Source organism: Spirabiliibacterium pneumoniae, from assembly GCF_014884995.1.
Lineage (GTDB): Bacteria > Pseudomonadota > Gammaproteobacteria > Enterobacterales > Pasteurellaceae > Spirabiliibacterium > Spirabiliibacterium pneumoniae.
In genome coordinates this window covers 40,422-54,519 of the sequence record NZ_JABMII010000019.1, presented here as the reverse complement: position 1 = coordinate 54,519, position 14,098 = coordinate 40,422, and the positions used below count along the sequence as shown (strand labels likewise).

At 46.5% G+C, this 14,098-nt stretch carries 1 protein-coding gene; it reads left to right on the top strand.

The genetic code is table 11. The features are described from left to right. Positions 1–834 precede the first annotated feature (834 nt). Positions 835–14,088: a YadA-like family protein gene (locus tag HPC38_RS10050; RefSeq protein WP_208121145.1), complete on the top strand. Its 13,254-nt coding sequence runs from the start codon at positions 835–837 to the stop codon at positions 14,086–14,088. Positions 14,089–14,098 lie beyond the last annotated feature (10 nt).

The following is a 14,098-nucleotide window of genomic DNA, read 5'->3' as shown; positions in this document are numbered from 1 at the left end:
CGCCGATGGTAGTGTGGGGTATCCCCATGTGAGAGTAGGACACCGCCGGGTTTTACCGAACAAGACACCTTGTAGTGATACAAGGTGTTTTTTTATGCCTAAATTTTACCTGTATCGATGACCGCACTTTGGACGTCTCTAACCGCACTTTCAAAGTGCGGTCAGCTTCTTTGTTTGCTCTGCGCATTGCATTCTTTAGGGTGCTTTTATTTACGATCGTCGTTCCAATATTTGCGCTCGCAGGTTTTTCTTACCCACTGCACCGTATATGCCACTTAGAAGCAGGGTATTGAATACACTATCCAGCTTTGGGCAAAAATAAAACACAAAGGGTAAAGTATGACAACGAGTCGATTTAATATTGTTGATTATCTTGATAGTGAGCAGGCGATGGGTGAATAGCCTTATTTTTCTACAACTGAAACGTACGCTCGCGTGGGTAAAACCGCACTTTTAAGCCGTGTTTAAATGCCGTTCAACCGCACTTTTTCGCCACACAATACGGCTGTGTGGGTGAAAAATGATCTGTGTCAATAAAAAGTAAAATATTTTTCCCGTCAAAATCGCTAAAACGCGCATAAAAAAGACAAAAGTGTGGCTTAACTGATTAAAAAATATAAAAAAATTACTTATGTCAAGTTTTGTCATAAATTGTGTTTTTTTTTTTTGATGTCAATTTTTGTAGATTAGGTGGTGGAGTTGTATTCAAAATTATGTTTTAATTACGCGGATTAACTATTTTGGCACAGTTGTAATTGTGTTTAGCGCAATATACAAAGCCTGCCAATTACAACATAAAATGCTATATAAAACAAAGTGTAACAAGGAATTCACATGAATAAGATTTTCAAATGTATTTATAATCATGCAACGGGTACTTTTGTGGCTGTTTCTGAGCTGGCACGCTCTAACGGCGTCAAATCGACCTCTCACTCCTCAACCGCTTCAACTGAAAAATCATCTGGCGTCTTATTCAAACTCTCCGCCGTTTTCGCCACTATCTTAACCGCACTTTCAGCCAGTACAGCGATGGCAGACGATGTTATGGTAGTGAACCCGAGTGGCTCAGAAAAAACTGTCGTAGTATCCGGTGGTGCAGGTGCGGATGCGGTACCAGCAACGGCTGTTTTAAATGGCGGCATTGCTATCGGCGGTAGCGCACATGCAGCGACGAACGGATCGATTGCTATCGGTGGCGGTAGCTCGGCTGGACTTGCGGATGCTAACTGGGCAGAAGCGATTGTACCTGCAACGGTAACGGTAAAAGATAAAAAAGGTACGATTAACTTTGTCAAAGGACAAAAATTTAAATCCCAAGAAGAATATCAACGCTTCTTGAATATAGATCGTAATGGATCTGATTACGGACCGAATGGAGAGGCAGAAACTACGTATTTCATTCGTTCCCATCAAGGCCATATGTATAACGTTGCTATCGGCGAAGGTGCGGTAGCGAATGGTGGGCGCAATATTTCCTTGGGTTTAGGTGCGGGTGCTCCTACAGGGGACCAAGATAATGGTGTATTTAAAGATAAAGCATTAGAAAAAGCCATTAAATCAGATAACTGGAATACTCATAATGTCAATATCGGTACTAATGCAGGATCTAATTCCCAAAAAGACTATAGTGTAGCGATTGGCTATGAAGCAGGAAAACTGAATGAAGCATCGGCTAAGCAGCAACGTGACTTGTATGCTCCTAAAGATTTTGGTAAACGTTCTCCTAGCGTACTAATTGGTAAAGGTGCCGGAAGTAACAGCATTAGCTACGGTACAATTGCAATCGGTAACGGCGCAGGTGCAGGCATGCGCTTGAATCGTAATAATCAAGAAAGCCGCTCTAATATTTTCTTAGGTCTTAATGCAGGCGCTGGAGCGACTACAGATGACGGTAAGTTATATAGAGCTCCTGATAATGGCTCTGGTTTAAATATTGGCCTTGGTAACTCTGCTCTACAAGCTGTTAATGGCGACGGTAACATCGGTTTGGGTCTAAAAGCTCTTCGTAGCAATACTGGTGATAACAATGTCGGGATTGGTAATATTGTGGCAGCTAATGGTGGATTACGTAATTCCGATCGCAATATTATGATCGGTACTCAAGTTGCTAATTTTGAGGGAGATCCAGTTCCAGGTGGTGGTTCAACACCAAATGCCAATTATACTAAGAACATTTTAATTGGTAACTTTGTTAATACAGGATCAGGTAAGGGTATTGATGTTTCTAATGCTATCGGTATCGGCTCCGAAGTTAATGCATTAGGCAATGGAAGTATTGCTTTAGGTGCAACGGCATTTGCTGCTCAAACGGCAAAACTTGCTACGGCTATGGGACCTGGTTCAAAAGTAAACTCCGCTAGCGCTCAAGCAATAGGTCATGAAGCTAATGTTGAAACTGGCGCTGATAGAGCGATGGCTATTGGCCAAGGTGCTAATGTAAAAACTGGTGCTGTTGACGCTATCGCTCAAGGCACAAGTGCGGTCGCCGAAGGTGAATCAGCCATCGCGATGGGTAACGGTGCGAAAGCGAAAGGCGAAAAATCCATCGCCATCGGTACAGGCAACAATGTGACAGGCGCGAAATCAGGCGCAATCGGTGATCCAAACACAGTGTCTGGCACAGGTTCTTATTCGGTGGGTAATGATAACACTGTTACAGCAGACAATGCCTTTGTGTTGGGCAACAATGTGACCGCAGATGTTGGCGATTCTGTCTATCTCGGGGCGAAATCACGTGTCACCGCTGGCAAAAAAGTGGGCACTAAAGTGAAAAACAGTGAAGGTACTGCTGGTACAACCACCACCGCAGGCGATACTGGTACGGTAAGTATGGGGTCTGTTTCAATTGATTCTCCACAAGGATCGACTGACTGGGGTTCTAATGCATCTAGAGGTGGTAATGTTTATTTAGATTATGGCAATTTTGCGGGTGCAGCTTCGCATGGTGCGGTTTCTGTGGGGGCAGCGGGGGCTGAGCGTCGCATTCAAAATGTGGCAGCGGGCGAAATTTCTGCCACATCAACCGATGCGATCAACGGCTCACAGCTTCACAGTTTCGCTAACAATGGCGGTACTTATTTCCGCTCATCTAACCAGAATATCGTCAACAGTGGTGACCCTGACTTAGTAAAATTTGGCGAAACGCTCACTATTGATGGAGACGAGCATATCAATGTGGGTTATGATGCTAAAACAAACACGTTCCACATTCAGGGAACGGCAAGCACTCCTGCCACTATACCAACATATACCGTGAATGCTGATAGCGGAAACGACATCAAGCTTAATGATAATTCTGGTAATGACACACTAGGCATCAAGGGTAAAAGTGGTGGCAGTATTGAAACCACAGCGAATGATCGTGATGTTGAAATTGATTTAAAACAAGAGACAAAAGATAAAATCGGTGAAATTGACAACAAACTCAATAAAGCTGATGTTCATAAATTAACGTTCAAAGCCAACGGCGAAGATGATCCAAACAAAGTGGAATATAACCCTGCCAACGCCGACAATGTGGTTAATTTTACTGGCGCAGACGGCACTACCGTTGCATTAGGCAGCGACGGCACTTACACCATCTCCAGCAAAACGTTGAAAGACGGCATTGCCAAAAATAAAACTGCGATTGAGGGCAATACAACCAATATTACGAACAATGCTGAAGCGATTAAGAAAGGTTTGAACTTCTCAGGTGACGTTGCCGAAGATCAAACCAACACGTTCAATCGCAAATTGGGTGCAGAAACCAAAGTGGTTGGCGGTAAAAAAGACAAAACCGCACTTTCTGATAATAACATCGGGGTTGTTTCTAACGGCACAGACACCTTAACCGTTAAACTCGCTAAAGATCTGACTGGCTTAACAAGTGCGGTCTTTGGTGATACGATGATTAATGGCGACGGCGTAACCATCAACAATGGTCCGAAAATTGTTAAAAACGGCATTGATGCGGGCGGTAAGAAAATTACCAATGTGGCTGAAGGTAAAGCTGAAACAGATGCAGTTAACGTTAAACAATTGACCGAAGCCATCAAAGGCGCCACACCGAATGTGGGCAAATTTGGTGTAACCGCAGACAGTGGCGACGCGGTTAAGAAAGACTTAGATCAAACCATTGCTGTGCAAGGTGATGGCACGAATATTGAGACTGCGACAGTTACTGATACTGGCGTGAAAGTGAGCTTGAAAAAAGATGTTAATCTTGGCAATGATGGTTCTGTAACCACTGGTGATACTGTAATCAACAATACGGGCGTTACGACTCCTAAAGTGACTGCAGGTACTACTGTTGTAGAAAACGGTAAAGTAACGGGTCTTGAAGATCGTAAACCTGGTACGACTGATGATTATGGTAAAGATCCTAGCCGTGCAGCAACGGAAGGTGCGGTGAAAGAAGTGGCGGGCAATGTGAAAACCAATACCGACAACATTACCAAGCTGCAAAAAGGCTGGAACGTGGACGTTGGCAGCGAAGGCACAGGTCAAGTGACCTCTACCACCAATGCAAAAGCCGTTAAAGCAGGCGATACCGTGAAGGTACAAGCAGGCGACAATATGGCGGTGAAATTGGCTGATCAAACCATCACCCTAGCCACAAAAGATGAAGTAACCTTCAAAAAAGTGACCATTAAAGATGGCGATAACAGCACCGATTTGACATCAACCGCAGATGGTCTTGATGTCGGCGGTGATAAAATCACCAACGTTGCTGATGGCAGCATCGCAGAAGGCTCTAAAGACGCAGTGAATGGTGGTCAATTGCACGACGTGAAAAAAGTCGCCGATACCGCACTTCAGTCTTGGGACGCGAAAGTCAATAATGAAAAAGTCAAAACGGTTGATAAAGAGCACAATGAATTAGAGTTTGTCAACGGTGATAATATTGTAATCACTAACGATAGCGGCAAAGTGAAAGTATCCACCAGCAAAACCCCAACCTTTACGTCAGTGACGGTCACTGACGGCCCTGTGATTAATAATGAAGGCATCACCATGAATGGTGACACCATTAAAAACTTGGGTTCAGGCAACGTGGCGGAAAACTCCACTGATGGTGTTAACGGCGGTGATGTGTATAAAGCCATCCAAGGCACTGCGCAAAAATACAAAGGTGATAACTCAAGTGTAGAAATCACCCGCACACCGAAAGATACCCTTTCTGTGCTTGGTGGCGCAACCGAAATGACCGACAACAACATCGGCACTGTGGGCGACGCAGGCGGTTCAATCACCGTGAAATTGGCGAAAAACCTCACCAAATTAGGCAGCGTGGCAATCGAAAACGGCCCAACGATCAATGGCGGTGGCATTGATATGGCGAATAAGCCGATTTCAAAATTGGCTGCCGCCTCTTCTGATGACCAAGCGGTTAATTTAGGTCAATTGAAAGAAGAAGTGAAAAAAGCAGGCAATTACAGCTTTGACGTTCAAGCCAATAGCGCGGATAACAAAACCATCGCCGCCACTAACGTGGTGAACTTTGTTGATGGCGACGGCACAACCGTGACCAAAACTGACCAAACCAACGGTGCGGATATTAAAGTGGATTTATCTGCGAAAACCAAAGCTGATATTCAAGAAGGCAAAGACGCTAAAACAAAAGTTGATGCGGCCACCTTCGGCTTGGAAGGTCAGTCAGGCAGCCCAGTTACGAAAAAACTCAACGAAACCATCAAAGTGGTGGGTGCTGATAGCAATATTACCACCAAAACCGAGGGTGAAGAGTTGAAAATTGAGCTGGCGAAAACCCTTGATCTTGGTGCTGGTGGCTCCGTAACCATGGGTGACACTGTCATTAATAAAGGTGGCGTAACAATCACTGGTGGTCCTTCTGTAACCAAAGATGGTGGCGTGAACGCTGGCGATAAAAAAGTGACCAATGTTGCTGACGGTACAGTTGCTCCAAACAGTAAAGACGCTGTTAACGGCGGTCAGTTAAATGACGTGAAAAATATCGCTGAAGGCAAACTTGCCGACTTCACCGTGGGTGCGGATGCATCAGCTCAAGCCGCTGGCATTACTGTGGACAAAGACAACAAACGCTTTGACATCGTTGCTGGCTCTGATGCGGTGACTACAGCCGTTGATGGCCGCACCGTGAAAGTCGATTTGTCACAAGACAGCAAAAATGGCATTAAAGATGGCAAGGACGCGAAAAGTGCGGTCGACAATAAAGGCTTAACCTTTGTTGGAAACGAAGGCGAGTCAAAAGCGAAAAAACTCGGCGACAAAGTCGATGTTAAAGGCAGCAGCAACATCACCACCAAAGGGGTTGATGGCGGCATTGAAATTGCCTTGAACAATGCACTTGACTTAACCGATGCGGGTTCTGTGAAAACAGGCGCAACCACCATCAACAACACAGGCGTAACCACACCGAAAGTGACCACAGGCGACACTTATATGGAAACTGGCAAGGTGATGAACCTTGAAAAACGTAAACCTGGTGACGCAAATTATGGTACAGGCGACAATGAGGGCCGTGCAGCCACTGAGGGTGCAGTGAAAGCGGTGGATGATAAAGTCACTACTAACACTGGCGATATTTCTAAGCTGAAAAATGGCTGGAAATTGAAAGCTACTGCGTCTAATGGTGAAGTTTCAGGCGATGCTGAAACACCAGTGAAAGCCGAAGAGTTGGTAGAAATCGACGCAGGTAAAAATATCAAACTTGCCCAAGCCACACGCAAAATCACTGTGGCAACCAAAGATGTGGTTGAATTTACCAGCGCAACCTTTGGCACAGGCACAGATAAAACCGTTATCAACAAAGACGGCATGACTATCACTGAAGGTGACAAAACTGTTTCGTTAACTGACGATGGCTTGAACAACGGTGGTAACAAAATCACCAATGTTGCGAAAGGTACAGAAGGCACTGACGCGGTGAATAAATCACAACTTGATGAGGCTGTTGCTGGTGCGAAAGGTAAACCAACTTCTGTGAAAGCAGGTGATACCAACGTATCTGTTGAAAAATCCACAACTGCCAACGCCGAAGGTGGTGCGGAATATGTGGTTAAACTCGCTGACAAAGTTGCCCTTGGCGCTGGTGACAATAAAGTGACTGTTGACGGCACTAACGGCACCGTAACTGTGGGTGGCGATAATGGCACTAAAGTGGCTAAAGGTAGCGTAACTGGCCTTGACGATCGCAAACCTGGCACAACTGCCGATTACGGAAATGATCCTACTCGCGCAGCAACCGAAGGTGCGGTGAAAGCAGTGGATGATAAAGTCAACACGAATGTTACTAATATCGCCAATAATACTGAGGCTTTAAATAAAGGCTTGGATTTCTCAGGTGATGTTGCACAAGAGCAAACTAACAAATTCAATCGCAAATTGGGTGAAGAAACCAAAGTTGTAGGTGGTCAAACCGATAAAGAAAAACTTTCTGATAACAATATTGGCGTGGTGTCTAATGGCACTGACACGTTAACTGTGAAATTGGCTAAAGAGTTATCTAAATTGACCAGCGCTGAATTTGTCGCAACAGACGGTTCAACTACTGAAATCACTGGTAGTGCCATTACTTCAACTAATGCTGACGGCGATAAAATTGCAGTTCGTACACCAACACAAACAGGCTTTATTGGTGGTACTAATGGTGATGTAACGCTCAGTAATAATGGTTTAGATAACGGCAATAACAAGATTGTTAATGTTGCAGAAGGTGATAAAGATACCGACGCTGTGAATGTGAGCCAATTGAAACCTGTAAAAGAAGCTGTTAAAAAAGGGCTTAATTTTGAAGGTGATTATGATACTGATGGTCAACAAACTAAGAACGCATTTAAGCGTGAATTAGGTGAGGCTGTTTCAGTAACAGGTGGTGCAGATCATGATGATTTGAGCGAGAAAAATATCGGCGTTGTGTCTGATGGCGCTGGTGGCTTGGCTGTTAAACTCGCTAAAAATATTGATTTGACAGATGGTGGCAGTGTAGCAATGGGCGACACCTTAGTGAATAAAGACGGTGTAACCATCACTGGTGGCCCAAGCATCACCAAAACCAACGGCGTTGATGCTGGCAACAAAGTTATTAAAAACGTTGCTCCTGGTGTTAAAGGCACTGATGCTGTTAACAAAGATCAATTAGATAAAGCTATCACCGATAGCGCATACAGCTTCACCGTATCCGATGGCGATGCTACTACTAAAGTAGGCGTAGCTTCAGGTAAAGATGTGAACTTTAAAGGCGCTGACGGCGTGACCGTGACCCGCACAGGCGATGCCAACGAAGACCAAGTATTTACCGTTGGTTTGGGCAATGATGTAAAAATCGGCAAAGATGGTGAGCCAGGTAAAATGGGCATCAATGGCGCTGATGGTCAACCTGCTATTGCACTTGACGGCAAAGATGGCTCAATCGGCTTGAAAGGCAAAGACGGCGCTAACGGCACACTGACCGTGGCGAAAGGTGCTGATGGTCTTGATGGTACGAATGGCCAAAACGGAAAAGACCGTCTTAAAGTCAACGGTGAAGATGTGGCTACTATGAATGATGGCCTCAAATTCACAGGTAACGACACCGCCCAAGTAGTCGCCAAAAAACTCAACCAAACCTTGCAAGTGAAAGGTGGCATGACTGACAATGCTACTGACAAAGTCACTGGCGCGAATACCCGCGTTGATGTTGAAGACGGTGCTCTTGTTGTGAAACTGGCAAAAGACTTGACCGACCTCAACAGCGTGACCGCAGGCACTGGCGACAAAGAAGTGAAAGTTGACGGTACCAACGGCAACATCACAGTCGGTGGTGAGCAAGGCACGAAGATTGAGAAAGGCAAAATCACAGGTCTTGAAGCGCGTGATACTTCTTCTGACCAATACGGTGAAGGCGATAACGCCAACCGTGCAGCGACTGAAAGTGCGGTTAAAGGTGTGAACGATAAAGTGACCACTAATACCAATAACATCACTGAGCTGAAAAAAGGTTGGAATGTAACCACTTCTGCGTCTGATGGCGAAGTGAGTGGAACAACCAAAGCTAATGTTCAACCTGATAATACAGTGACAGTAGATGCAGGTAAGAATATTAAAGTTACTCAAGATGATAAGAAAATCAGCATCGCCACTAAAGACGACGTTGAATTTAAATCTATCAACTTGAAAGATGGCAACAACGAAACCAAGCTCACCACCACAGCCAACGGCTTAGATGTGGGTGGCGATAAGATTGGCAATGTTGCCAGTGGCTTAGATGGTAAATCGTTGAAAGACCTTGCTACAGGTGCTCCTGAATTGACCAACGCCGCTAATATCGGCGATTTGCAAAGTGCGGTTAACGACATCAAAGGCACTGAAAACGGTGGCTTTGGCTTGACCGATGACAATGGCAAAGCTGTTAAACAAGAGTTGGGTCAACAAATCCAAATCAAAGGTAAAGACGGCGTAACCGTTACCGCAGGAACTGAAAGCGATCCAAATGCTAAAGTGCTTGAAGTGGCGTTGAATGGCGATGTCAAAGTCGGCGGTAAAGACGGCAAACCAGGCAGTATTGGTGTGAAAGGTGAAAACGGCAAAGACGGCACTACTATTACCAAAGATGCTGTTGTGTTCAACGGCGTGGATGGTAAAGATGGTGCGGATGGCAAAGTCAGTGTTCAAGTCGAGAAAGGTAAACCAGCTCTTGACGGCAAGGATGGTCAAAACGGTGCTGATGGTCAAACCCGTATTGTTTACACCAAACCAAACGGAACGAAAGAAGAAGTCGCCACCCTTAACGATGGCTTGAAATTCCAAGGCAATAAAGGCGATGTGATTTCTAAGAAACTCAACGAAACCTTGGCTATCAAAGGCGCTTTGGCTGACGATAAAGACGCTTCTGCTGCCAATATCCGCGTGGATAATGACGGTGGCGAGCTGATCGTGAAACTCGCCAAAGAGCTGCAAGACTTGGATAAAGTGGTTGTGGGCGGTGAAAATGGCAAGGCTGGCAAAGATGGTGTGGACGGCAAACCTGGCGTAGCGCTTAATGGTAAAGACGGCTCTATCGGGTTGACGGGTAAAGCTGGCGCTGACGGTGTTACGCCTAAGGCTGATATTACCCTTGAAAATGGTCAACCTGGTGTAAATGGTGCTGATGGCACTCACATGACCCGCATCGTATATGAAGACAAAGATGGTAAGCATGAAGTCGCCACCATGGACGATGGCTTGAAATACAAAGGCGATCTCAATACCACAGCAGCGGTGAAACTCAATAAACTGACTGAACTGACAGGCAATATTGAAGACGGTAAAACCAAAGATGACTTTACCGATAAAAATATTGCAGTTGTGGCAGAGCAAGTCGGTGACAATTTGAAACACGCCAAACTAACCCTGAAACTGGCTAAAGACTTGACTGGCTTAACTAGTGTGACCACCACCGATGCGGACGGTAACACCACCGTTCAAAACGGCAACGGTGTGACCATTACGCCTAAAGCACCGAAAGATGGTCAAAGTGCGGTGAGCCTGACCAAAGACGGCTTAAACAACGGTGGCAACCAAATCACGAATGTGAAGAGTGGGCTACCTGAAAATACTAAACTGGCTGATGCTAGTGGCGACACCTTAACCAACGCTGCTAATATTGGTGATTTGAAAAATGCGACTACTGGCTTGATTGATACAGGTTGGAAGTTGCAAACCAATGATGGTACAGCAGAAACAGTGAAACTCGGCAACACTGTGCAAGTGGTGGACGGCGTGAACACGAAAGTGTCCAAAGTGACTACTGATGGCGACAAACACACCTATCACGTTGACGTGACAGGCTTGCCGGTGGCGTACACTGATGCTGATGGTAATCCGCTGGTGAAAGTGGGCGATAAGTTCTATAAACCAAGCGAAATCAACCCAGCCACTGGCTTGCCGAGAGCTGATGCAATAGAAAGCACCCCTGCGGGTACTACTTTGGTGAGCAACGAGGGCAAAGGCGGCAAAGACAACGCACAAACCCTTGACGGCGTGAAGAGCGCGATCGGTGACGTTGCCAACGGTAAGGATTATGCCAAACAGTTGGCTGATGCGGCTGAAACTAGCCCGAATAAAGCCGTGAACGTGAAAGACCTGAAAAATGCCACCGATGGCGTAACCAGTGCGATTGTGGCGAAAGGCCTTGAGTTTGCGGGTAATACTGGCAACTTCCACCGTGATTTAGGCCAAACTGTTACTATCAAAGGCGAAGGCACGCTGGATGACAATAAATACTCTGGCGAGAACATCAAAACCATTGCTGACAATGAAGGCAATATCACCATTAAGATGGCGAAAGACTTGAAAGTTGACAATGTTGATGTGAAAGACAACGTGATTGTTGGGCCGAAAGGCGAAGACGGCACGCCAGGTGAAGGTGCTGTGGTTATCGGCAAAAACGGTAAAGACGGCAAAGATGGCGCAAACGGCATCAGCATTAAAGGCAAAGACGGCAAAGACGCCGTGGCCATTAATGGCAAAGATGGCGTGGGCACGATTGGTCTAAATGGCAAAGATGGTGCTAATGCTGACATCACTACTGATAAAGGAGACGCTTTCTTAGGTGGTAAAGGTGATGATGGTAAAGACGGCAAAGACGGCACCCGCATTACTTATCAACCGAAAGATAAAGACGGCAAACCAGTGGGTGAGCCGAAACAAGTGGCTACTTTAGATGATGGTCTTGCTTATACAGGCGATGTTGGTGCAGCCAATGTTAAGCTGAACAAGATCACCAATATCACAGGTGGCGTGGCAGATAAAGATAAATTGTCTGACAACAATATCGGCGTGGTGGCTGAACAGAAAGGTGAAAATGCAGATTTGACTATCAAACTCGCGAAAAACCTCTCTGGTCTTGATAATGTGGTGTTTGGCAATGCCAAAGACGACGGCACAGCGAAAGATCCGAAAAACACAGTGTCTATCGGCAAAGACGGCGTGAATGCGGGTGGTAAAACCATTACCAACGTAGCCAGCGCCATCGACCCGAAAGGCGATAGCAAAAACTTTGCTAAAGACTTAGCCGATGCTGCGAAAGACCCTACCAAAGGCAATAGCGCAGTGAACGTTAAAGACCTCCATAGTGCAGTCAGCAATGTAACCGACTCAACTAAAGGCGGTGGCTTTGGTTTGAAAGGTCAAGATGGTAAAGAGATTAAGCAAGATCTCGGCACCACTGTGGAAGTGGTCGGAAATGGTGGCGTAATCACAAAAGTGATTGATGTGAAAGCGGACCCTGAAGATCCAAAATCAAAAGACCATCAAGCGCTTGAAATCAGCCTTGACAATGAACTGTCCGTTGGCGGCAAAGACGGTAAAGATGGTGCTGTTGGCGTGAAAGGTGCAGACGGTACAACAACCGTAGCCATTAACGGCAAAGACGGCGGTTCTATCGTGGTCGGCGGTAAAGATGGCAAGATTGGTGTTGACGGCAAAGACGGCGCACCGGGCATTGCTCTTAACGGCAAAGACGGATCAATTGGTGTAGCTGGTAAAGATGGCGCCAATGCTGACATCACCACCAACAAAGGTCCTGCTTTCTTAGGCGGCAAAGGTGATGATGGCAAAGACGGCAAAAACGGCACCCGCATCACTTATCAACCGAAAAATGAAAAAGGTGAGCCTGTCGGTGACCCTAAACAAGTGGCCACTATGGATGACGGCATTGCCTATAAAGGCGACACAGGTGAAGCGAATGTTAAGCTGAACAAACTCACCAGCATTGTTGGTGGCGTGAAAGAAGCTGACAAACTGGCTGACGGCAATATCGGCGTGGTAGCCGCACAAGATGGCGACAACGCGAAATTAACCGTGAAATTGGCGAAAGACCTGAAAGGCCTTGATAAAGTGACCTTCGGCCCAGTTGATAAAGACGGCAAACCAACGGAAAAAGATCCGAAGAAAGTGGTTTCTGTCGGCAAAGACGGCATCAATGCAGGCAGCAAAGTCATCACCAACGTAGCTGATGGCGATATTTCACCAACATCGAAAGATGCTGTGAACGGTAGCCAATTGCATAAAGTGCAAGAAATCGCTGAAAATGCGGGCTCTTGGGATATCTCCGTCAACGGCGAAGATAAAACCACCGTTAAACCAAAATCTACTGTGGACTTTGGCAGCGCGGACGGCTCTATCGGCGTGAGAAAATCCGTTGAAAACGGCGTGACCAAAGTTGACCTTGCACTTGGCAACGATGTCAACATCGGTGGCCCAGGTAAAGACGGCAAAGACGGTGCCGATGGCAAACTGGCGGTGAACGGCAAAGACGGCAAAACTGGCGTGGCCATTGATGGTGCCAACGGTACTGTCGGCTTGACAGGTCCTGCAGGCAAAGACGGCAAAAATCCTAACGCAGTTATCGGCGTGAAAGATGGAGCCCCAGGCTTGGATGGCAACGACGGCAAAGATGGCGCAAGCAAAACTCGTGTGGTTTACACCAAACCAGATGGTAAGGTTGAAGAAGTAGCCACCTTGAACGACGGCGTGAAATACGAAGGCGACCAAGGCAAAGCTGCTGTTAAACTCAACCAAACCACTAAAGTGGTGGGTGGCGCGAAAGGCGAGCTGACTGATGGCAACATCGGTGTGGTGGCCAGCCAAGACGGCAAAAACGCTAAGTTGACCGTGAAACTCGCGAAAGACCTCAAAGGCCTCAACAGTGTTGAAGCCAAAGATGTCACCGTGAAGAAAGGCGGCAACTTGAAAGTTGAAAATGGTGCTAACGTTGACATGGGCGGCAACCAAGTGAAAAACATCGCCAGTGGCATTAGCGGCAAGTCTTATCGTAATCCGAAAGACAACAACGCCGCTAACATTGGTGATGTGAAAGCGATTGCTAACCAAGCGGTTGCGCCATTGAACAAACGCATCAACGATGTTGACAAACACGCGAGCGCTGGTACTGCCTCTGCCATGGCTGCGGCTGGCTTGCCACAAGCGTACTTGCCAGGCCATTCAATGGTGGCAGTAGGCGCGGGCACACACCGCGGTCAAAATGCGATTGCGGTCGGTGTTTCACGCATCTCTGACAGCGGCCACGTTGTGATCAAACTCAACGGTGCGACTAACTCGAAAGGCGACACCAGCGGCAGCGTTGGCGTAGGCTATCAATGGTAATCACCCCGAC